The sequence below is a fragment of the Actinokineospora sp. genome, from assembly GCF_052390155.1.
Lineage (GTDB): Bacteria > Actinomycetota > Actinomycetes > Mycobacteriales > Pseudonocardiaceae > Actinokineospora.
This window is the reverse complement of record NZ_JBQTHF010000001.1, coordinates 25175-50568: the sequence shown is the minus strand read 5'-3', so window position 1 is coordinate 50568 and position 25394 is coordinate 25175. Positions and strand designations below refer to the sequence as shown.

Sequence of the window (25394 nt, the reverse complement as noted above, 5' to 3'; positions counted from 1 at the left end):
CCCGCCACCGCGCCGGTCAGGTTCGACACGACCGGGATACGGGGCGCCGCAAGGGAAAGACCCTCGACCACGGCCCGGAACTCGGCCAGCATCGGCGCCATCAGCGGCGAATGGAACGCGTGCGACACGCGCAGCCGGGAGGTCTCGCGGCCCTGCTCCGCGAAGGTCTCCGCGAGCGCCGTCACCGCGGCCTCGTCGCCGGAGATCACCACGGACGTGGGCCCGTTGACGGCCGCGATCGACACCAGGTCGCCGAGCAGCGGGGTGACCTCGGCCTCGGTCGCCCGCACCGCCACCATCGCCCCGCCGCGCGGCAGGGCCTGCATCAGCCGGGCCCGCGCGGTGACCAGCCGGGCCGCGTCCGGCAGCGACAGCACACCGGCCACGTGCGCGGCGGCGATCTCGCCGATCGAGTGCCCGGCCACCAGGTCCGGCCGCACCCCCCACGACTCGACCAGCCGGAACAGCGCCACCTCGATCGCGAACAGGGCGGGCTGGGTGGTGCCCGTCTCGTTCAGCGCGTCGGCGTCGGCACCCCACATCAGGTCCCGCAGCGACTCGTCCAACTCGGCCAGCACCGCGTCCAGCGCGGCGGCGAACACCGGGAACCGGTCGTACGCCGCGCGGCCCATGCCGAGCCGCTGGCTGCCCTGGCCGGAGAACAGCACCGCGAGCTTGCCCGACCGGGCGGCCTCGTCCCGCACGACGTGCGGCGCGCGCTCGTCGCGGGCCAGCGCCGCGAGGCCCGCGAGCAGCTCGTCGCGGTCGCCGCCGAGCACGGCGGCCCGGTGCTCGAACACCGATCGGGTCGACGCCGACAAGGCGAGGTCGGCGGGCGTGACGTCGTGCTCCCGGACGTGGGCGAGCAGTCGGCCCGCCTGCTCGCGCAGCGCGGCGGGCGTGCGGGCGGAGACCAGCACGGGCAGCACCCCGTGCTCGGGCGCCGTCCGGTCCGCGGTCTCGACCGGCGGCGCCTGTTCGAGGATCACGTGCGCGTTGGTGCCGCTGGCGCCGAACGACGACACGCCCACGCGGCGCGCGCGGCCGGTGTCCGGCCACGTCACGGCGTCGGTGAGCAGGTCGACTCCGCCCGCCGACCAGTCCACATGCGCCGACGGGGTGTCCGCGTGCAGGGTCTTGGGCAGCACGCCGTGCCGCATCGCCATGACCATCTTGATGATCCCCGCGACGCCCGCGGCGGCCTGCGTGTGGCCGATGTTCGATTTGACGGTGCCGAGCAGCAACGGGCGCGCGCGCTCGCGGCCGTAGGTGGCCAGCAGCGCCTGCGCCTCGATCGGGTCGCCGAGGGTGGTGCCGGTGCCGTGCGCCTCGACCGCGTCGACCTCGGTGCCGGACAGTCCGGCGGCGGCCAGCGCGCGCCGGATGACCCGCTGCTGGGCCGGTCCGCTGGGCGCGGTCAGGCCGTTGGACGCGCCGTCCTGGTTGATCGCCGACCCGCGCAGGACCGCCAGCACCCGGTGGCCCTGGTCGCGCGCGGCGGAGAGTCGCTCCAGCACGAGCATGCCCACGCCCTCGGCCCAGCCGGTGCCGTCGGCGTCGGCGGAGAACGCCTTGCACCGGCCGTCCGGGGACAGCGCGCCCATCTCGCTGAACTCGGTGAAGCCCATCGGGGTGGCCATCACGGTGACGCCGCCAGCGAGCGCCATCGCGCACTCGCCGCCGCGGATCGATTGCGCGGCAAGGTGCAGCGCCACGAGCGAGGACGAGCACGCGGTGTCCACCGACACGGTGGGTCCCTGCAAACCGAAGGTGTAGGCGACGCGGCCCGACAGCAGGCTCGCGGACTGCGCGGTCTGCCACTGGCCCGTCTCGGCGGGCGGGCGGTAGTCGCCGCTGCCGCCGCCGACGAACACGCCGACGTCGGTGCCGCGCAGCGCGGCCGGATCGATCGCCGCGCGCTCCAGGGCCTCCCAGGCCGCCGTGAGCACGAGGCGCTGCTGCGGGTCCATCACCAGCGCCTCGCGCGGGGAGATGGCGAAGAAGTCGGGGTCGAAGTCCGCGACGTCGTAGAGGAACCCGCCCCGCGCGGTGACGCTGCGGCCGTGGCCCGCCGCGTCGCCGCGGGCCAGGGCGTCGAGGTCCCAGCCGCGGTCCGCGGGCAGGTCGCCGACCGCGTCGACGCCGTCGAGCACCAGCCGCCAGAGGTCTTCCGGCGAGCGGACCCCGCCCGGGTAGCGGCAGCTCATGCCGACGATGACGATCGGGTCGTCGGCGTTGGCGTCGATACCGGCCATGGGCACCAGCGCGTCGTCGACGCCGCCGTCGCCGACGAGTTCGGCCAGCACGTGGTCGGCGAGCGCCACGGGCGTCGGGTAGTCGAAGGCGAGGGTGGCGGACAGCCGCAACCCGGTCGCCGTGGTGAGCTGGTCGCGCAGGTCGACCGCGGTGAGCGAGTCGAACCCGAGGTCCTTGAACGGCCAGTCCGGCTCGATCACCTCCGGCCCGGCATGCCCGAGCACCACGGCTACCTTGGCCCGGACCAGGTGCAGCACCTCGTCGGACCGCTCGGCGCCGGGCAGGGCCAGCAGCCTCGCCCGCAGCTCGGCCCCAACGGTCTCGCCCGCCTGGGCGGCCGCCTCGATCGCGACCCTGGCCTCCGGCAGCGCGCCCAGCAGCGGGCTGCGGCGGGTCGCGGTGAACGCGGGCGCGAACCGGTCCCACGCCACGTCGGCGACGGTCACGGCGGGCACGCCCGCGGCGAGCGCGCCGGGCAGCGCGGCCAGCGCGAGGTCGGGGTCCATCGCGGGCAGCCCGCTCAGCCGCAGGTGCCCGCCGGTCCCGGTCGCCGAGTCGACGGCGGTGTCCCACGCGCCCCAGGACACCGTGAGGGTGGCCAGGCCGCGGTCGCGCCGGTCCTGGGCGACGGCGTCGAGGACGGCGCTCACCCCGGCTTCGGCGCTCTGCCCGCGGAAGCCGCAGACCCCGGCGATCGACCCGAACAGCACCAGCGCGGTGTCCGGCCGGTCGGCGAGCACCGCGGCCACGGCGGCCACGGCAGCGAGCGGGTCGTCGGCGGAGTCGGGTTCGTCGTCGGCGAGGAACACCGTGCTCGGCGCGGGAATCGCGGCCAGCACGGCGGCGATGCCCGCCTGGTCGGCGGACTCGCAGGTGGCGACCGTGACGTCCGCGCCGAGGGCGCGCAGGTCCGCTTCGAGGTCGGCCGCGCCAGTGGCGGCCGCGCCGCGACGCCCGGTCAGCACGACGTGTTCGGCGCCTTCGCGGGCCAGCCAGCTGGCGACCCGGGCCCCCATCGGCCCGACCCCGCCCGCGACGAGCACCGTGCCATCGGGAGACCATCCGGCACCGGCCGGGTTCAGCCGGACGAGCCGCCTGCCGAAGGTGCCGTTCGCGCGGACCGCGACCTGGTCCTCGCCGTCGCGCGCGGCCAGCACCGAGGCGAAGGCGGCCGAGGTGGCGTCGTCGAGGGTGTCCGGCAGGTCGACCAGGCCGCCCCACCGCCGCGGCTGCTCCAGCGCCGCGACCCGGCCCCGGCCCCACCCGGCGGCCTGTCCGACATCGCCCAGCCGGTCGGTCCCGCCGACCGCGACCGCGCCCCGGGTGACCCACCACAGCGGCGCCTCGACACCCGCGTCGGCCAGGGCGGACAGCAGCGACTCCGGCGTCAGCCCGGCCAGCAGGGAGACCACGCCGACGAAGGGCGGGTCGCCGAGCCCGGTCAGCGCCCGCGCCACCGCCGCGTCGTCGGTCCCGTCGACCTCGACGGACACCGCAGTCAGCGCGTCCGACACCCACGGGGCCTCGGGCTGTCCGGGGCTGGCGAGCACCAGCCAGGGTCCGCCGGGCGTCGCCTTGGGCAGGGTGACCGGCGCCCAGACCACCTGGTAGCGCCAGCCATCCACAGTGGACTTCTCGTGCCTGCGCCTGCGCCACGTGGAGAGCGCGGTGACCACAGTGGACAGCTCACCGGCCTCGATGTCCAATGTGGACGACAGGGCGGGAAGGTCGGCCCGGTCGACGGCGGACCAGAACTCGGCGTCCACCGGGTGTTCGGCCTCGGCACCCGCGATGGTGTCGGGCCAGAACCGGGTGCGCTGGAAGGCGTAGGTCGGCAGGTCGATCCGGCGCGCCCCGGTGCCCGCGAACAGCGGCGACCAGTCCACCCCGACGCCGTGCGCGTGCAGCCTGCCCAGCGCGGTGGCGAACGCGGTCTCCTCGCTGCGGTCCTTGCGCAGCAACGGAACCAGCAGCAGGTCGGCCGACTCGGCGAGCACCTCGCGGGCCAGCGCGGTGAGCGCGCCGTCTGGGCCCACCTCCACGAAGGTCGTCACGCCCGCGGCGCGCAGAGCCTGTACGCCCGCGCCGAAGCGCACCGTGTCCCGCACGTGCCGCACCCAGTACTCGGGCGAGCACAGGGTGTCCGGCGCGGCGAGGGTGCCGGTGCGGTTGGCCACCACGGGGATGCGCGGCGCCTGGAACCGCAGTCCGGCGACGACGGTGCCGAAGTCTTCGAGCATCGGGTCCATCAGCGCCGAGTGGAACGCGTGGCTCACCGGGAGCGGCTTCGTGCGGCGCCCCCGCTCCTCGAACCGCTTGGCGAGCGCGACGACCGAACTCTGGCGGCCGGCGACGACCACCGAGGTGGGCCCGTTGACGGCGGCGATCGAGACCCGGTCGGTGAGCAGCGGGACGACCTCGTCCTCGCTCGCCTGCAACGCCACCATCGCGCCGCCCGCGGGCAGCGCCTGCATCAGCCGGGCCCGCGCGGCCACCAGCGTGCAGGCGTCCGAAAGGGACAGTACGCCCGCGACGTGGGCCGCGGTGATCTCGCCGATCGAGTGGCCCGCGACGAAGTCCGGCCGCACGCCGAGCGACTCGACCAGCCGGAACAGCGCCACCTCGACGGCGAACAGCGCGGGCTGGGTGTAGCCGGTCCGGTCGAGCAGAGCCGCCTCGGCGGTGCCCGCGTCGGCCAGCACGATCCCGCGCAGCGGGCGGTCCAGGTCCAGGTCGAGGTGCGCGGTGGCCTCGTCGAAGGCCGCCGCGAACACGGGGAACCGGTGGTACAGCTCGCGGCCCATGCCCGCGCGCTGGGAACCCTGGCCGGAGAACAGGAACGCGGTGCCGCCCGAGGTGCGCGCGGCGACGCCGTTGGCGACCTCGAACACCCGGTCGGCCGTGGCCAGCAGCACCGCGCGGTGGGCGAAGGTCGAACGGGCGGTGGCGAGCGTGTGCCCCACGTCGACCGGGGACACCGTCGGTCGACCGGCCACAAAGGACGTGAGCCGCTCGACCTGCGCGGCCAGCGCCTGCGCCGTCCGGCCGGACACCGGCCATGGCGTGACCGCGGCCAACGCGACGGGTGCCGGGACCGGTTCGGGCGCGACCCCGGCCTGCTCGACGATGACGTGCGCGTTGGTCCCGCTGACCCCGAACGCGGACACCCCGGCCCGGCGCGGGCGCCCGGTCTCGGGCCACGGCGTCGGCTCGCGCAGCAGCGCCACCGGCCCGGCCGTCCAGTCCACATGGGACGTCGGCGCGTCGATGTGCAGGCTGCGCGGGAGCACGCCGTGCCGCATCGCCAGCACCATCTTGATCACGCCCGCCGCGCCCGCCGCGGCCTGCGTGTGCCCGAAGTTCGACTTGACCGAGCCCAGCCAGAGCGGCCGCTCCCGGTCCGCGCCGAAGGTGCTCAGCAACGCCTGCGCCTCGATCGGATCGCCGAGGGTGGTGCCGGTTCCGTGTGCCTCGACCGCGTCGATCTCGTCCGGGCCGACGCCGGCGTCGGCGAGGGCCGCCCGGATGACGCGCTGCTGCGCCGGGCCGTTCGGGGCGGTCAGGCCGTTGGACGCGCCGTCCTGGTTGACCGCGGACCCGCGCAGCAGCCCCCACACGTCGTGTCCATTGTGGACGGCGTCGGAGAGTCGCTCCAGCACCAGCACGCCGACGCCCTCGGACCAGCTCGTGCCGTCCGCGGCGGCGGCGAACGGCTTGCACCTGCCGTCCGGCGCCAACCCGCCCTGGGTGCTGAACTCGATGAACGAGTCCGGGCTGGACATCACCGACACGCCGCCCGCCAACGCGAGCGAGCACTCGCCGCCGCGCAGCGCGCGCATCGCCCAGTGCATCGCGACGAGCGCGGACGAGCACGCCGTGTCGACCGTGACGGCGGGCCCCTCCAGCCCCAGCGCGTAGGACAGCCGCCCGGACATGACGCTCGCGGTGGTGCCGGTGGCGATGTAGCCCTGGACCTCGGCGGCGGCGGCGCGGACCACGCCCGCGTAGTCCTGGCCGTTGGTGCCGACGAACACGCCGGTCTGGCTGCCGCGCAGGGTCGCAGGGTCGATCCCGGCGCGCTCCAGCGCCTCCCACGAGGTCTCCAGCAGCAGCCGCTGCTGCGGGTCCATCGCCAGCGCCTCGCGGGGCGAGATGCCGAAGAACGCGGCGTCGAACTCGGCCACGTCGGCCAGAAACCCGCCCTCGCGGGTGATCGAGGCGCCCGCGGCGAGCCCGGCCAGGTCCCAGCCGCGGTCGGCGGGGAAGCCCGAGATCCCGTCGCGGCCGTCGGCGAGCAGCGCCCACAGCTCCTCGGGGGTGGCCACGTCGCCGGGGAACCGGCAGCCGACGCCGACGATCGCGATCGGGTCGTCGTCGGACACCCGCACGACGGGCGCGACCGGCTCCCGCAGCGAGCCGAGCAGTTCGGCGAGCAGGTGCTCGGCCAGCGCGCGCGGTGTCGGGTAGTCGTAGACCAGCGACGCGGGCAGGCTCAGCCCGGTGGCGACGCCGAGGCCGTTGCGCAGTTCGAGCGTGGTCAGCGAGTCGAAGCCCAGGTCCTGGAACGCCCGGTCGGCCTCGACGGCACCCGCGTCGGCGTGCCCGAGCACGGCGGCCACCTGCGCGCGCACCACGTCGAGTACGAACCGCGCCCGGTCGGCGGCGGGCAGGTCCGCGAGCACCGAGTCCGCGGCCGGGCCCGCGCCGATCCCGGGCTCGGCGAGGGCGCGCACCTCGGGCAGGTCCGCGATCAGCGGTGCGGGCCGGAAGGCGGCGAACGCGGCGGCGAACCGGGCCCAGTCCACGTCCGCGACGGCGACGACCGGGTCCGCCTGCTCGATCGCCTGACGCAGCGCGGAGAGCGCGGCGTCCGGTGCCAGCGGCGTGAATCCCGCGCGGCGCACCCGGTTCCGCACGTCGGCGTCGTCGGCGACCATGCCGGTGTCGGCCCACGGGCCCCACGCGATCGACGTCGCGGGCAGCCCGCTCGCCCGCCGCCGCTCGGCGAGGGCGTCCAGGAAGGCGTTGCCCGCGGCGTAGTTGCCCTGCCCGGCGGCGCCGATGACGCCCGCCGTCGAGGAGAAAAGGACGAACGCGGACAGGTCGGCGGTCGCGGTCAGCTCGTGCAGGTTGGTGGCGGCGACCAGTTTCGCGCGCAGCACGGCCGCGAAGTCCGCCGGGGTGAACGCGTCCACGAGACCGTCCGCCACGACGCCCGCGGTGTGGATCACCGTACCGAGTGGACAGTCGGCGGGGACCGCGGCGAGCAGCTCGGCCAGCGCGTCCCGGTCCGCTGCGTCGCAGGCCGCGATGGTGACCCTGGTGCCGAGGTCGGTCAGCTCGCGGTGCAGCTCCACCGCGCCGGGCGCGGCCATGCCGCGCCTGCTGGTCAACAGCAGGTGCCGCGCGCCCGCGTGTGCCAGCCAGCGGGCCACCTGGCTGCCGAGGCCGCCGGTACCGCCGGTGACCAGCACCGTTCCGCGCGGGGCGAACTCGGGCCGGGCGGCGTCCCCGGTCGCCGGGCTGTGCGCGAGCCTGCGCCCGAACACGCCCGCCGCGCGCACGGCCACCTGGTCCTCGCCGTCGGTCCCGGCCAGGACGCCCGCGAGCCTGCGGACGGCGGCGGGGTCGAGGTCGGCGGGCAGGTCCACGAGCCCACCCCAGCGGCGCGGGTGCTCCAGCGCGACCACCCGGCCGAGGCCCCAGACCGCGGCCTGCACCGGATCGGGCGCGGCGTCGAACCGGCCGACGGACACCGCGCCCCGGGTGAGGCACCACAGCGGCGCCTCGATGCCCGCGTCGCCCAGCGACTGCACGACGGCGGTGGTGAACGTGAGGCAGGCGGGCACCTCGGCGCCGCCGGACGCGAGCGCGGGCAGCGCCAGCACTCCCGCGAACCGGACGCCGTCGGCGCCCAGGGCGCGCAGCCGCTCGGCGAGGGCGGCGCGGTCGGGGTCGGCGACCTCGATCAGGACGGTGTCCCCGCCGAGGCCGGCCAGTACGGCGGCGGCCCACTCGTCGGACCGCGCGCCCGCCGGGATCAGCACCAGCCAGGTGCCGCTCGACGGCGCAATGGCGGACCCGAGCGGCTTCCAGGTCACCCGGTGCTGCCACCCGTCCACCATGGACTGCGCGGTTCGCTTGCGGCGCCAGGAGGACAGCGCGGGGACCAGGGTGGTGAGGGTGTCGCCGTCGAGGTCGAGCGTGGTGGCCAGCGACCGCAGGTCGCCGCGCTCCACCGCGGCCCAGAACTCCGCGTCCACACCGTCTTCGGTGAGCGCGGGCACGATCGAGGGTTCCGGCCAGAAGCGCTGGTTCTGGAAGGGATAGGTGGGCAGGTCGACCCGGCGCGCGCCCGCGCGGGCGAAGTAGGCGGCCCAGTCCACGGCCACACCGTGCACGTACAGGCCCGCCAGGGTGGTGACGATGGCGGACACCTCGGCGCGGTCGCGGCGCAGGGCGGGCACGAGCACCGTCCGCTCGTCGGCCAGGCTGTCGCGCGCCATGGCGCACAGCACGCCGTCCGGGCCGAGTTCCAGGAACGTGCGGACCCCTTGTGCGGCCAGGCAGGTGACCCCGTCGGCGAAGCGCACCGCGTGCCGGACGTGCTCGACCCAGTACCGCGGCGAGCAGACCTGCTCGGCGGTGGCGAGCGCACCGGACACAGTGGACACCAGTGAGATTTCCGGCGCGCGATAGGAGATCCGCTCGGCGACACGGGCGAAGTCGGCGAGCATGGCGTCCATCCGCGGGGAGTGGAACGCGTGACTCACCCGCAGCGCCTTGGTCTTGCGGCCCAGGGCCGCGAAGTGCTCGGCCACCGCCGCCACGGCGTCCTCGTCGCCCGCGACGACCACCGCGGCCGGACCGTTGACCGCCGCGATCGACACCCGGTCGGTCAGCAGCGGGGTGACCTCGTCCTCGCTCGCCCGCACCGACACCATCGCCCCGCCGCGCGGCAGCGCCTGCATCAGCCGCCCGCGGGCGGCCACCAGGGTGCACGCGTCGGGCAGCGAGAGCACGCCCGCCAGGTGGGCGGCGGCGATCTCGCCGATGGAGTGCCCGGCGAGGTAGTCGGGCCGGACGCCCCACGACTCGACCAGCCGGTAGAGGGCCACGGTCAGCGCGAACAGCGCGGGCTGGGTGTAACCGGTCTCGTCCAGCAACACCGCCGCCGCGGTGTCCGGCTCGGCGAACATGACCTCGCGCAGCGGGCGGTCCAGTTCGGTGTCGAGGTGGATCAGCACGGCGTCCAAGGCGTCGGCGAACGCGGGGAACGCGGCGTACAGTTCGCGGCCCATCCCCGGGCGCTGGCTGCCCTGGCCCGCGCACAGGAACGCGAGCGGGCCCGCCACCGCGGTGCCCCGCACCAGACCGGCGGCGGGCACGCCGTCGCGCAGCGCCGTGAGGCCGCGGACCAGGTCCGCGTGGTCGCCCGGCACGATCGCCGCCCGGTGCTCGAACCCGGATCGGCCGGTGGCCAGCGAGAACGCGAGGTCCGCGGCCGCCGTTTGGTCCACTATGGACAGCAGTCGGCCTGCCTGTACGCGCAGCGCCGCGTCGGTGCGCGCGGAGATCAGCACCGGGGCGAGCCCCGGCGCGGGCGCGTCCGCCGGTTCGGCCTGCCCGGGCGCCTGCTCCAGGATGACGTGCGCGTTGGTGCCGCTGATCCCGAACGACGACACGCCCACCCGGCGCGCGTGGCCGCGGTCCGGCCACGCGGCCTGCTCGGTCAGCAGCTCCACCGCGCCCGCCGACCAGTCCACGTGCGACGACGGCGCGTCGACGTGCAGGGTCTTCGGCAGGATGCCGTGGCGCAGCGCCATGACCATCTTGATCACGCCTGCGGCGCCCGCGGCGGCCTGGGTGTGGCCGATGTTGGACTTGACCGAGCCCAGCAGCAGTGGGCGGTCCCGGTCCTGGCCGTAGGTCGCGAGCAGCGCCTGCGCCTCGATCGGGTCGCCGAGGCGCGTCGCGGTGCCGTGTGCCTCGACCACGTCGACGTCCGAAGTGGACAGTCCGGCGTCGGCGAGCGCGTGCCGGATCACCCGCTGCTGCGACGGCCCGTTGGGCGCCGTCAGCCCGTTGGACGCGCCGTCCTGGTTGATCGCGCTTCCCCGCACCACAGCCAGAATCGGGTGCCCGTTGCGCACCGCGTCGGACAGCCGCTCCACCAGCAGCACGCCGGCGCCCTCGGCCAGCGTCATCCCGTCCGCCGCATCGGCGAACGCCTTGGAGCGGCCGTCGACCGCCAGCGCGCGCTGCCTGCTGAAGCCCACGAAGCTGGTGGGCGAGGCCATCACGGTGACGCCGCCCGCCAGCGCCAGCGAGCTTTCCCCGCTGCGCACCGACCGGCACGCCAGGTGCAGCGCCACCAGCGACGACGAGCACGCGGTGTCCAGGGTGACCGCGGGGCCCTCCAGCCCGAACAGGTAGGACACCCGGCCGGACAGCACACTGGACGACGAGCCGGTCATCAGGTGCGCCTCGGCGCCCTCGACCCCGCCGAACCCGTCGGCGCCGTAACCCTGGTAGCTGGCACCGATGAACGCGCCGGTCCGGCTGCCGCGCAGCGACTCGGGGTCGATGCCCGCCCGCTCGATCGCCTCCCACGCGGTGGCCAGCAGCAGCCGCTGCTGCGGGTCCATCGCCAGCGCCTCGCGCGGCGAGATCCCGAAGAACCCGGGGTCGAACTCCGCGGCGTCGTGCAGGAATCCGCCCTGCACGGTGTAGCTCTTGCCCGGCTGGTCGGGGTCCGGGTCGTAGACCGACTCGGGGTCCCAGCCGCGGTCGGCCGGGAACCCGGTGATCGCGTCGACCCCGTCGAGGACCAGCCGCCACAACTCCTCCGGCGAACCCGCCCCGCCGGGGAACCGGCAGCCCATCCCGATGATCGCGATCGGCTCGTCGTCCGCAGCGGACTGTCCACTCTCGACAGTGACGACCGTGCGGGCGCCGCCCGCGATCTCGGTGCCCAGGAACTCGGCCAGCGCGACCGGGTTCGGGTGGTCGAACACCATGGTGGCGGGCAAGGTCAGCCCGGTGGCCGCGGCGAGCCGGTTGCGCAGGTCGACCGCGGTGACCGAGTCGAAGCCCACGTCCCGGAACGCGCGCCGCTCGGGCAGCGCCTCGCCGGACGCGTGGCCCAGCACGGCCGCGGCCGCGGCGCGGACCAGGTCCAGCAGCGTCCGCGTCCGCTCGGCGGCGGGCAGCGCGCGCACCTTCGTCGCGAACTCGCCCCCGGGCGCGGCACTGCGCTGGGTCGCCGCGGACAGCAGGCGCACCTCGGGCACCTCGTCGAACAGCCGGGTGGCGCGGCTGGAGCTGAACACCGGGTAGTAGCGCGTCCAGTCGATGTCCGCGACGGTGACGGCGGTGTCGTCGCCGTCGAGCGCCTGGCCCAGCCCGGCCATCGCGGTCTCCGGGTCCAGGTACACCAGGCCGCGGCGGCGCAGCCCGAACGGGTCCTCGCCGAGGCGCTCGTCGTCGGCCCACTTGCCCCAGTGCAGCGACAGCGCGTGCAGGCCGCGGGCCCGGCGGTCCGCGGCGAGCGCGCCGAGGAAGGCGTTGCCCGCGACATAGGCGCCGTGGTCGCCGCTGCCCCAGAGGCCCGCGATCGAGGAGTACAGCACGAACGCGTCCAGCTCGTCGTCGTCGAGCAGCTCGTCGAGGTGCCGCGCGCCCGCCACCTTGGCGTCGATCACCATGGCGAACTCGTCCATTGTGGACTGTGCCAGTTGGCCCAACCGGATCACGGCCGCGGTGTGCACGACCGTGCGCACCACATGCCCGTCGGCCTTGAGCCCGGCCAGCAGCGCGGCGACGGCGTCACGGTCGGCGACGTCGCACGACAAGACCGTCGCCGTGGCGCCCAGTTCGGCGAGTTCGGCCACCAGTTCGGCAGCACCGGGCGCGGCCAGCCCGCTGCGGCTGGTCAGCACCAGGTGTTCGGCGCCGCGCCGCGCGAGCCACCGCGCCAGGTCCGGTCCGATCGACCCGGTGGCGCCGGTCACCAGTGTGGTGCCGCGCGGGCGCCACGTCCGCGCGCGCTCGGTGGCCGGTGCGCGCACCACCCGCCGCGCCAGCACGCCTGCTGCCCGGATCGCGACCTGATCCTCACCGGTTCCGCCCGCCAGCACAGCGGCAAGCCGGTGCGCGGCGCGCTCGTCCAGGGTCTCGGGCAGGTCGACCACGCCGCCGCCGCGCCGCGGGTGCTCCAGCGCCGCCGTCCACCCGATGCCCTGCACCTGGGCCTGCACCGGCCGGATGACCGTGTCGCCCGGCCCGGTCGACACCGCGCCCCGGGTGAGCAGCCACAGCGGCGCCTCGATCCCGGTGTCCGCCAGTGCCTGCACCAGGGCGACAGTCAGCGCGAGACCGGTCGCCAGCGCCGGGTACCGCTCGCACGGCTGCTCGGCGGCGGCCAGCACCGACACGATGCCCGCGACATCGCCCGCACTGTCCATACGCGACGCCAGCTCGGTCCGATCGACGCACGACTCGTCCAGCACCAGCCTGCGTACCCCGGCCCCGTGCGCGCCCAGCGCCGCGGCCACGTCCTCGTCCGCGATGCCCTCGGCGGTCACCAGCAGCCAGTCGCCCGCCAGGGTCGCCCGCGGCGCGGATTCCGTTGGGCGCCACGCGACCCGGTAGCGCCATGAGTCCACAACGGACCGGTCCCGGCGCTGCTTGCGCCAGGACGACAGCGCGGGCAGCACCGCGGCGAGCGAGTCCTCGGCCACGTGCAGGCCCGCCGCGAACTCGGCAACGTCGGCGCGCTCCACCGCCGCCCAGAACTCGGTGTCCGCCGGGTCGGCCGAGGCCGATCGCGGTGCGGTGGTGGCGATCCAGAACCGCTCGTGCTGGAAGGCGTAGGTCGGCAGGTCGACCCGGCGCGCGCCGGTGCCCGCGAAGAACGGTGCCCAGTCCACCGCCACGCCCCGGACGAACACCTCCGCCAGCGACGTGGCGAACCGGCGCAGGCCGCCGTCGTCGCGGCGCAGCGTGCCCGCCACCACGGCGGGCTCACCGGCCTCGGCGACCGAGTCGGCCACCCCCAAGGTCAGCACCGGGTGCGCGCTGACCTCGACGAAGGCCCGGTAGCCGTGACCGAGCAGCGCCTCGATCGCGGGCTGGAAGCCGACGGTCTGGCGCAGGTTGCGGTACCAGTAGTCGGCGTCCAGCACCGGCTGGTCGATCCAGCCGTCGCTCACCGTGGAGTAGAACGCCACCCGCGGCACCCGCGGCCGCACCGGCCCCAACTGCTCGCGCAGCCGCTCCCGCACCAACTCCACCTGCACCGAGTGCGAGGCGTAGTCCACCGGGATCTGCCGGACCCGGACGTCGTCGGCGGCGACCGCCGCGCTCAGCTCCGCCAGGGCGTCGGGCTCGCCGGACACCACGACCGACCGCGGCCCGTTGACCGCGGCCAGCGACACCCGACCGTCCCACGCCGCCAGCCGGTCCTGGATCTCGTGCCGCGACAACGCGATCGAGACCATCCCGCCCTTGCCCGCCAGCTCGGCGGCAATGGCCTGGCTGCGCAGCGCCACCACCCGCGCGGCGTCCACAAGAGACAGTGCACCGGACACACACGCCGCCGCGATCTCACCCTGCGAGTGCCCGACCACCGCGTCCGGCACCACACCGTGCGCCTCCCACAGCGCAGCCAGCGACACCATCACCGCGAACGACGCGGGCTGCACCACGTCCACCCGCTCCAGCACCGAGTCCGGTGCCTCGCCGCGCAACACCTCGACCAGCGACCAGTCGATGAACGGGTCGAGCGCCGCCGCGCACTCGGCCACCCGCTCGGCGAACACAGGCGAGGAGTCCAGCAGTCGGGCCCCCATGCCCACCCACTGCGAACCCTGGCCGGGGAACACGAACACGGTCCGGCCCTCGACATCGGCCAGACCCTCGACCACCGCGGGCGACGGCAGCCCAGCACCCAAGGCGCCTATACCCGCCAGCAAGTCCGCGGACTCCTCGCCGACCACCACCGCCCGGTGCTCGAACACCGCGCGCGTGTCCAGCAGGGTGAACCCGACATCGCTCGCGGCGTCCACAGTGGACGCGAGGCTCGCGGCCTGTTCCCGCACGGCGGCGGCACCGCGGCCCGACACCAGCCACGGCACGACCGGCCCGGCGACCGACTCGGCCACGTCCGACTCCGCGGGTGCTTCCTCCAGCACGGCGTGCGCGTTGGTCCCGCTGACCCCGAACGAGGACACCCCGGCCCGCCGGGGCCGGTCCGCGCGCGGCCACGCGACCGGCTCGCTCAGCAGCCGCACCGGGCCCGCCTGCCAGTCCACATGGGACGACGGGACCTCGGCGTAGAGCGTCTTGGGCAGCTCGCCGTTGCGCAGCGCCAGCACCATCTTGATCAGACCGGCGACGCCCGCGGCGGCCTGCGTGTGCCCGATGTTGGACTTGACCGACCCCAGCCACAGCGGCCGCTCGCGGTCGCGCCCGTAGGTCGCCAGCAGCGCCTGCGCCTCGATCGGGTCGCCGAGCGTGGTGCCGGTGCCGTGCGCCTCCACCGCGTCGACGTCCGAAGTGGACAGACCGGCGTTGGCGAGGGCCTGGCGGATCACGCGTTGCTGCGACGGGCCGTTGGGCGCAGTCAGCCCGTTGGACGCGCCGTCCTGGTTGACCGCCGTGCCCCGCACCACGGCGAGGACGCGGCGTCCGTCGCGCCGGGCGTGCGACAACCGTTGCACCACAAGCACACCGACGCCCTCGGACCAGCCGGTGCCGTCCGCGGCGTCGGAGAACGCCTTGCACCGCCCGTCGGCGGCCATCCCGCCCTGGCGGGTGAACTCGACGAAGTTGTCCGGCGTGGCCATCACGGTCACGCCGCCGACCAGCGCCACCTCGCACTCGCCCTGCCGAATCGCCTGCCCGGCGAGGTGTAGCGCCACCAGCGACGACGAGCACGCCGTGTCGATGGTGACCGCGGGCCCCTCCAGGCCGAAGGTGTAGGAGAGCCTGCCGGAGAGCACGCTCGCCGCCAGCCCGGTGGCGGCGTGGCCGCCGATGTCCTCGGCCGCCTGGTGCACCAGGTTGGCGTAGTCCTGCCCGTTGGTGCCCATGAACACCCCGGCCTGGCTGCCGCGCAGCGTGGGCGGCGCGATCCCGGCGCGCTCCAGCGCCTCCCAGGACACCTCCAGCAGCAGCCGCTGCTGCGGGTCCATCGCGACGGCCTCGCGTGGGGAGATCCCGAAGAACGCCGCGTCGAAACCCGCGGCGTCGGGCAGGAATCCGCCCTCCTGGGTGTCGCTGTGCGAGACGCCGCCGGTGCCCGCCAACGCGTCGAGGTCCCAGCCCCGGTCGGTCGGGAACCCGCCGATGCCGTCGCGGCCCTGCGCCAGCAGCCGCCAGAAGTCCTCCGGGGTCCGCACATCGCCGGGGAACCGGCAGGCCATGCCCACGATCGCCAGCGGCTCGTCGGTCGGCCCGCCGACCTGCGACCGGACCGGGGCGATCTCGCCGCGCTGCCCGAGCAATTCGCCGACGAGGTGCTCGGCGAGCACGCGCGGCGTCGGGAAGTCGAACACCATCCCCGCGGTCAGGGTCAGCCCGGTCAGCTCGGCGAGCCGGTTGCGCAACTCGACCGCGGAGAGCGAGTCGAACCCCAAGTCGCGGAACGCCTTGTCGGCGCCGACTGCCGCCGGGCCTGCGTGGCCCAGCACCGCGGCGGCCTGGCCGCGCACCACGTCGAGCAGCACCGCGACCCGCTCGGCGCCCGACCGGCCGCGCAGCCGCTCGGTCAGCTCCGCCCCAGCCGACTCGGCCTCGCGCCGCGCCGCCTCGACCGCGGCGAGCACGGCCGCCGCGCCCGGCAGGTCCGCCAGCACCCGGTTCGGCCGCAGCGCGAACATGGCGCCCAGCAACCGATCCGGTGCGATGTCGGCGACGAGCACGGTCGCCCGCGACTCGCCCACGACCTGTCCCAGCGCGGTGAGCGCGAGTTCGGGGTCCATGGCGCCGATGCCCAGCCGACCGGCCCGCTCCTGCCCCCCGGCGGCCATTCCGTCGCCCGCCCACGCGCCCCACGCGATCGACGTCGCGGCGAGCCCGGCGGCCTGGCGGTGCTCGGCCACCGCGTCCAGCATCGCGTTGGCCGCCGCGTAGTTGGCCTGCCCGGGGCTGCCGATGGTGCCCGCCACCGAGGAGAACAGCACGAACGCCGACAGGTCCAGGTCGCGGGTCAGCTCGTCCAGCGCGATCGCGGAGTCCACTTTGGACCGGAAGACGGCGGTGAACCGGTCCGGTGTCATCGAGTCCAGGGCGCCGTCGGCCACCACGCCCGCGGTGTGCACGACCGCGGCCACCGGATGCGCCGCCAGCACGGCAGCCAGCTCGTCGCGGTCGGCCGCGTCACACGCCACGACCGTGACCCGGGTGCCCGCCTCGGCAAGCTCGACCACCAGTTCCGGCGCGCCAGGGGCCGTCAGCCCGCTCCTGCTGAGCAGCACCAGTTCCCGCACACCGGTCGCCGCCAGCCTGCGCGCCACCTGGATACCCAGGGCGCCGGTACCGCCGGTGATCAGCACCGGGCCGGACGGCTCCCAGACCGCCGCCGCCGCGCCCGGCGCCCGCAGCAGCCTGCGGCCGAACACGCCGGTCGAGCGGACGGCGACCTGGTCTTCCCCGTCGCCGCGGGTCAGGACGTCGGCCAGCCGCCGTGCGGCGCGCCCGTCCATCAGCTCCGGCAGGTCGATCAGTCCGCCCCACGCGTGCGGCTGCTCCAGCGCCGCGACCCGGCCGAGGCCCCACACCGCGGCCTGGCGCGGATCGGCGGGCCGGTCCGCCTCGACCGCGGCCACCGCGCCCCGCGTCACCGCCCAGACCGGCGCCTCGACGCCCGCGTCACCCAATGCCTGCACCAGCGCCGCCGTGCCGACGACCCCGGCAGGCGCTCCGCCGGAGTCCGATTCATCCAGCGCCACCAGGGAAAGCACACCCACGAACGCCGCGTCCGGCACCCCGGCCACCCGCTCGGCCAGCGCGGCGCGCTCCAGGGAGGCGACCTCCAGGCGCACGACCGACGACCCCAGCGCGGCGAGCACCGCCGCCACCCACTCGTCGGCCGCGACCGCGGCGGGCACCACCGCGAGCCACGTCCCGGGCGACGGCGTCCGCGCCACCTCGGTCAACGCGGTCCAGGAGACCCGGTACCGCCAAGAGTCCACTGTGGACTGAGTGCGGCGCCGGGCGCGCCACGACGACAGGGCGGGCACCATCGCCGCCACCGTCGAGCTGTCCAGCTCCAGCGTCGAGGTCAGCGCGTCGAAGTCCCGCTGCTGCACCGCGGCCCAGAACTCCGCGTCCACCGGGTCCACCTCGGTCGGCGCCACCCCCGGCTCCGGCCAGTAGCGGCGGTGCTCGAAGGCGTAGGTCGGCAGGTCGACCGTGCGCGCGCCCGTGCCCGCGAACACCGCCGCCCAGTCGACCCGGACGCCGACCACGTGCAGCCGCGCGAGCGCGGTGACGGCCGCGAGTTCCTCGGCGCGGTCCTTGCGCAGCAAGGGAACCACCGGCACCGCGGGCTCGGCCAGGGTCTCCTGCGTCTGCGCCGACAGCACCCCGTCCGGGCCCACTTCGAGTACCGCGGAGACCCCCGCCGCCCGCAGGGCCCGCACCCCGTCGGCGAACCGGACGGACTCCCGCACGTGCCGCACCCAGTACTCGGGAGTGCACACCTGCTCGGCCGTGGCCAGGGCGCCGGTCAGGTTCGACACCATCGGGATACGGGGCTCGGCGAAGGACAGACCGGCCACGACAGCGCGGAAGTCGGCCAGCATCGGGTCCATCAGGGACGAGTGGAACGCGTGGCTCACCGGCAGGCGCGACGTCCGGCGACCCCGCTCGGTGAACCGGGCCGCGAGGTCGAGCACCGCGGTCTCGTCGCCAGCGATCACGACCGAGGCCGGACCGTTGACCGCCGCGATCGACACGCCCGCGGTCAGCAGCGTGGCAACCTCGTCCTCGGCCGCCTCGACCGCGACCATCGCCCCGCGGACGGGCAGCGCCTGCATCAATTTCGCCCGCGCCGCAACCAGTGCGCAAGCGTCCACAAGGGACAGCACGCCAGCCACGTGCGCGGCACTGAGCTCGCCGATCGAGTGCCCGCCGACGAAGTCCGCGGTGATGCCGAACGACTCGACCAGCCGGTAGAGCGCGACTTCGACCGCGAACAGCGCGGGCTGTGTCCATCCGGTCTGGTTCAGCGGTTGCGGGTCGGTGCCCCACAGCACCTCGCGCAGCGGGGAGTCCAGGTGTCCGTCCAGTTCGGCGACCACCGTGTCGAACGCGGCGGCGAACACGGGGAACCGGTCGTGGAGGTCCCGCCCCATCCCCAACCGCTGGCTGCCCTGGCCGGAGAACAGCACGGCCAACGACCGCCGAGACGCCGCGCCCCGGGCGGCCTCGACCACACCGTCCGCACCCGCCAGCAGCACCGCCCGGTGCTCGAACAGCGACCGGCCCGCCACCAGCGACCCACCCACGTCCACAGGGGACAGTCCGGCTCCTTGCTCCACAAAGGACCGAAGCCGGTCCGTCTGGAGGTCGAGTGCCGCCTCGCTCTTGGCCGACACGATCCACGGCACCACGGCGGGGGTCACCACCGGATCCGCCACCGGCCCGACCGCCGCGGCGGGCTGCTCGATGATCACGTGCGCGTTCGTGCCGCTGATCCCGAACGACGACACCGCCGCCCGGCGCGGGCGGTCCACCGCGGGCCAGGCCGTGTGCTCGGTCAGCAGCGCCACGTCGCCAGCCGACCAGTCCACATGCGACGACGGGGTGTCCACGTGCAGTGTCTTGGGCAGCAGGCCGTGCCGCATGGCCATGATCATCTTGATGATGCCCGCCGCGCCCGCGGCGGCCTGGGTGTGCCCGATGTTCGACTTGACCGCGCCGAGCAACAGCGGCCGCTCCCGGTCCTGCCCGTAGGTCGCGAGCAGCGCCTGCGCCTCGATCGGGTCGCCCAGCGTGGTGCCGGTGCCGTGCCCGTCCACCGCATCGACGTCCACAGTGGACAGACCGGCGGCGGCCAGTGCCTGCCGGATCACCCGCTGCTGCGACGGGCCGTTGGGCGCGGTGAGCCCGTTGGACGCGCCGTCCTGGTTCACCGCGGAACCCCGCACCACCGCGAGGATCGGGTGGCCGAGCCTGCGCGCGTCCGACTGCCGCTCCAACAGGAGCATGCCGATGCCCTCGGACCAGCCGACGCCGTCGGCCGACTCGGCGAAGGACTTGCAGCGGCCGTCCGGGGACAGCCCGCGCTGCCGGGAGAACTCGACGAACGCCATCGGCGTCGACATGACCGTGACGCCGCCTGCCAGCGCGAGCGAGCACTCCCCCGCGCGCAGGGCCTGCATCGCCCAGTGCATCGCCACCAGCGACGACGAGCACGCCGTGTCGATGGTGACCGCGGGCCCCTCCAGCCCCAGGGCGTAGGCCACCCGGCCCGACGCGATGCTCAGCGACGTGCCGTTGCCTTGGTATCCCTCGAAATCCGCCCCGCCGAGCAGCGCGGAGTAGTCGTTGTACATGACGCCCGCGAACACGCCGGTCTGGCTGCCGCGCAGCGACACCGGGTCGATTCCCGCGCCCTCGACGGCTTCCCAGGACACCTCCAGCAGCAACCGCTGCTGCGAGTCGGTGGACAGCGCCTCGCGCGGGCTCATCCCGAAGAAGCCGGGGTCGAACTCCCCCGCGTCGTGCAGGAACCCGCCCGCGCGGGTGTAGGAGGTCCCCACGTGGTCGGGATCGGGGTGGTACAGGGATTCCACGTCCCAGCCGCGGTCCGCCGGGAACGCGGTGACGGCGTCGGTGCCCTCGCTGACCAGCCGCCACAGGTCTTCCGGGGAGCGCACCCCGCCCGGGTACCGGCAGGCCATGCCGACCACGACGATCGGGTCGTCGGCCACCGCCCGCGACACCCGCGCCGGAACCGCCACCCGGGCGTCGGCCGCGAAGAGTTCGTCGTGCAGGTAGCCCGCCAGCGCGGCGGCCGTCGGGTAGTCGAACACCAGCGTCGCGGGCAGCCGCAGTCCGGCCGCGGCGTTGAGCCGGTTGCGCAGTTCCACCGACATCAGCGAGTCGAACCCGAGCTCGCGCAGCGGCCTGGTCGGGTCCACGGCGTCCGCGCCCGCGTGCCCCAGCACCACGGCGATCTGACCGCGCACCAGGTCGACCAGGAACTCGCGCCGCTTGCCTTCGTCCATTTCGGACAGTTGGGCCAGCAGCCCGGCGCCCGCGGCGGTGCGCGCGGCCGCGCGCCGCGCCGGGACCCGGATCAGGCCGCGCAGCAGCGACGGAACCGCGCCGCCCGCGCGCAGCAGCGACAAGTCCAGCCGCACCGGCACCACCACCGGCTCGCCGGTCGCCAGTGCCGCGTCGAACAGCGCGAGTCCCTGCCCGACCGACAGCGGCGGCATGCCCATCCGGGCCAGCCGCGCGTCCGCGCCGTCGAGGCTCGCGGTCATGCCCACGGTCTGCGTCCACGGGCCCCAGGCCAGGGACGCGGCGGGCAGCCCCAGCGTTCGCCGATGCGCGGCGAGCGCGTCCAGGAACGCGTTGCCAGCGGCGTAGTTTCCCTGCCCGGTACCGCCGAAGGTCCCCGCCACCGAGGAGAACAGCACGAACGCCGACAGCTCCCGGTCGCGCGTCAACTCGTGCAGGTGCCAGGCGGCGTCCACCTTCGGCCGCAGCACCCCGTCGACCCGTTCGGGCGTCAGCGATCCGATCACACCGTCGGCCAGTACGCCCGCGGTGTGCACCACGGCCGACACCGGGTGCGCGGCCAGCAGTGCCGCGAGCGCGTCGCGGTCCGCGACGTCGCACGCCGCCACCTCGACCTCGGCGCCGTGCGCGGCCAGGTCCGCGACCAAGTCCACGACTCCATCGCCGTTGGCACCCCGGCGGCTGACCAGCAGCAGGCGCCGCACGCCGTGCTCGGCCACCAGGTGCCGCGCCACCAGGCCGCCGAGGCCGCCGGTACCGCCCGTGATCAGCACCAAGTCCTCGGCGCGCCAACCGATCGCGGCCGAGTCGCCGCGGACCCGGGCCAGCCGGGCGGCCAGCACGCGCCCGTCGCGGACCGCCACCTCCGGCTCGTCCGCGGCGAGCGCCCGCGGCAGCGCCGCCGCGTCGACGCCGTCCAGCTCCACCAGGCCGAAGCTGCCCGGGTTCTCCGACTGCGCCGAGCGCACCAGCCCCCACACCGCCGCCGCACTGTCCATATCGGACACCGCACGCCGGACGAACACCAGGCGCGACCCCGTGAACCGCTCCCGCGCCAGCCAGTCCTGGAGCAGCCCGAGTGCCCACACGGTCAGGTCGTGGGCGCCGGACACCACGTCGGCCGACTCGCCGACGACCGGTACCAGCACCACGGCGGGCACCGGCCCGTCCTCGGCGGCGAGCGCCGCGAGGTCCGCGCTGTGCGCCGCGCCGACGACTTCGGCCAGCCCCCACGGGTCCGCGCCGACCACGGCGATCGACTCGTCGGACGCCGGGTGGTCCGCGACCGGCGTCCAGTCCACTCGGAACAGTGCGTCCCGCGCGACGCCCGCGTCGTCCGGCTCCTCGTCGGCCGACCCGGCGCGCACCACCAGCGCCTCGACCGACGCGACCGCGGCGCCGTCGACGTCCGCGACCGCGATCGACACCGTGTCGTCGCCGACCAGCGAGAGCCGAACCCGCACCGCGGCGGCACCCGAGGCGTGCAGGGAGACCCCGGCCCACGAGAACGGCAGCCCGCCGCGGCTGCCCGCGCCGAGCCCGACGAACGCGAGCGCGTGCAGCACCGCGTCGAGCAGGGCGGGGTGCACGCCGAAGGCGTCGGTGTCCACGGACTCGGGCAGCGCCACCTCGGCGAGCACGTCGCCGCCCGAGCGCCACGCCGCGCGCAGGCCGCGGAACGTCGGCCCGTAAGCGAAACCGTCGCTGTCGAGCCGGTCGTAGAGGCCGTCGAGGTCGATCGGTTCGGCGCCCGCCGGCGGCCACTGCGCCGCGTCGAACGGGAGGGGCCGGGCGCCCGCGACGAGGACACCGGTCGCGTGCAGCGCCCACCGCTGGTCCTCGGCGCCGTCCGGCCGGGAGTAGATGTTGACGGTCCGGGCGCCGGACTCGTCGGGGCGGCCGACCCAGAGCTGCACCTGCACGCCACCCTGCTCGGGCAGCACGAGCGGCGCGGCGAGGGTGAGTTCCTCCACGCGGTCGCAGCCGACCTCGTCACCCGCGCGGATCGCGAGTTCGAGGAACACCGTGGCGGGTAACAGGATCCGGCCGCGCACCACATGGTCGGCGAGCCACGGGTGGGTCTGCGCGGACAGCCGCCCGGTCAGCAGCGCGCCGTCCGAGTCGGCCAGTGAGACGGCGGCGGCGAGCAGCGGGTGGTGCGCCGCGCCGAGCCCGGCCGCCCGCGGGTCGCCCGCCGACGCCAGGGTGCCCTTGGGCCAGAACCGCTGCCGCTGGAAGGCATACGTCGGCAGGTCGACGCGCCGGGCGCCGGTCCCGGCGAAGTACGCCGCCCACCGCACCCGCGCGCCCCGCGCGTGCACCCCGGCCAGCGCGGTGGTGATCGTCTCCGGTTCCGCTTTCCCGGACCGGAGTATCGGCAGCGCGACGACATCATCGGCCTCGGCAAGGCACACGCCGGTCATCGCCGAGAGCACCCCGTCCGGGCCCAACTCCAGGAACGTCGTGACACCCTGGCCGTGCAGCAGCCGCACACCGTCGGCGAAGCGCACGGCCTGGCGGACGTGGTCCACCCAGTAGTCGGTCGAGGTGACCTGCTCGGCGGTCGCGAGCGCGCCGGTCACGTTGGAGACAAAGGGAATCCGCGGCGGCCGCGGCGAGAGTCCCGCGACCACGCGGCGGAACTCGTCGAGCATCGGGTCCATCAGGGCCGAGTGGAACGCGTGGCTCACCCGCAGCCGCTTGGTCTTGCGGCCCTCGGCGTCGAACCGGGCCGCGAGTTCGGCCACCGCGTCCTCGTCGCCCGCCACCACGACCGCGGCGGGCCCGTTGACCGCCGCGAGCGACACGCGCTCGCCCAGCAGCGGCGCGACCTCGGCCTCGGTCGCCTGGAGGGACACCATGGCCCCGCCCGCGGGCAGCGCCTGCATCAGCTTTCCCCGCGCGGCCACCAGCTTCGCGGCGTCGGCCGCCGACAGCACGCCCGCGACGTGCGCCGCGGCGATCTCGCCGATGGAGTGCCCGGCAAGGAAATCCGGCTTGACGCCCCAGGACTCGACCAGCCGGAACAGCGCCACCTCCAGCGCGAACAGCGCGGGCTGGGCGTACTCGGTCCGGTCGAGGAGGTCGGCGTCCTGGCCCCACATGACCTCGGTCAGCGGCACCGCCAAGTGCGGCGCGAAGTCCGCGGCGATGGCGTCGAGCGCCTCGGCGAAGACGGCGAACCGGCCATACAGCTCACGGCCCATCGCGAGCCGCTGCGCGCCTTGCCCGGTGAACAGAAAGGCCAGCTTCGCCCGGCTCTGCACGGTTCCCGTGACGAGCCCGGCGGCCTGCGCACCCGCGGCCAGGGCGCGCAGGCCCGCGCGCACGCCGTCGAGGTCGGCGGCGACGACCGCGGCCCGGTGCTCGAAGGCCGACCGCGTGGTGCCGAGCGAGAAGGCGAGGTCGACCGGCGGCGCGTCCGGGAGCGCGGACAGCAGCCGCTCGGCTTGCGCGGCAAGGCCGGCGCGCGTGCGCGCGGACACCAGCACCGGCACCGGCCCGGCGTCGATCCGCGCGGGCTCCGGCTCGACCGCCCGCTCGGGCGCCTGCTCCAGGATGGTGTGCGCGTTGGTGCCGCTGATCCCGAACGACGACACCGCCGTGCGCCGGGGCTGACCGGTGTCCGGCCACGAGACGTTCTCGGTGACCAGTCGGACCGCACCCGCCGACCAGTCCACATGCGACGATGGCGCGTCGACGTGCAGCGTTTTCGGCAGCACCCCGTGCCGCATCGCCAGCACCATCTTGATCACGCCTGCCACCCCGGCCGCGGCCTGGGTGTGACTCAGGTTCGACTTCACCGAACCCAGCAGCAGCGGGCGTTCCCGGTCCTGGCCGTAGGTCGCGATCAGCGCCTGCGCCTCCACCGGGTCGCCCAGTGTCGTCGCGGTGCCGTGTGCCTCCACGGCGTCGACCTGGTCGGCCGAGAGCCGGGCGCTGAGCAGCGCCTGCTCGATCACGCGCCGCTGCGATGGCCCGTTGGGCGCGGTGAGGCCGTTCGACGCGCCGTCCTGGTTGACCGCGGAACCCCGCACCACGGCGAGGATCTCGCGGCCGTTGCGCTGCGCGTCCGAGAGCCGCTCGACCACCAGGACGCCGACGCCCTCGGCCCAGCCCGTGCCGGTCGCGGCGTCGGCGAAGGACCGGCAGAACCCGTCGCCCGCGAGGCCGCCCTGCTTGCCGAACTCGGTGAACGTCGTCGGCCGCGCCATGAGCGTGACGCCGCCGACCAGCGCCAGCGAGCACTCGCCCGCGCGCAGCGACTGGGTGGCCAGGTGCAGCGCGACCAGCGACGACGAGCACGCGGTGTCCAGCGTCACCGCCGGACCGACGGCACCGAACACATAGGACAGTCGACCGGAGAGCACACTGTTGGCGCTGCCGGTCAACCGGAAGCCCTCGACGTCCTCGTCCGGGCCGACGGTGTACTCGTGGCCCATCGCGCCGACGAACATGCCGGTCTGGCTGCCCTGGATCGAGTGCGGGTCGATGCCCGCCCGCTCGAACGCCTCCCACGCGGTCTCGATCAGCACCCGCTGCTGCGGGTCCATCGCCAGCGCCTCGCGCGGGGAGATGCCGAAGAACCCGGCGTCGAACTCGGCGGCGTCGCGCAGGAAGCCGCCCGCCGTCGTCGCCGGGTCCGCGTCGATCTCCCAGCCGCGGTCGGTCGGGAAGCCGGTGATGCCGTGCTCGCCCGCGACGACCATGCGCCACAGATCCTCCGGGCTCGCGATCCCGCCGGGGTACCGGCAGCTCATGCCGATGATCGCGATGGGCTCCTGCGCGGCGGCCTGCAGGTCGTGCAGCCGCTGGCGGGTCCGCGCCAGATCGCTGCTCGCCCGCTTGAGGTAGTCCCTGAGCTTCTGCTCGTTGTCCAT

General features: G+C 75.3%; 1 protein-coding gene (cut by a window edge). It reads right to left on the bottom strand.

Features of this window, described 5'->3' with window-relative positions:
* A protein-coding gene (locus ACT4N7_RS00015) for a type I polyketide synthase (protein ID WP_444826419.1) crosses the window boundary here: on the bottom strand, positions 1-25394 show its 5' portion. The gene continues 2458 nt to the left of window position 1, outside the view; only the first 25394 of its 27852 coding nucleotides appear in the window; its start codon is at positions 25392-25394; the stop codon falls past the left edge of the window.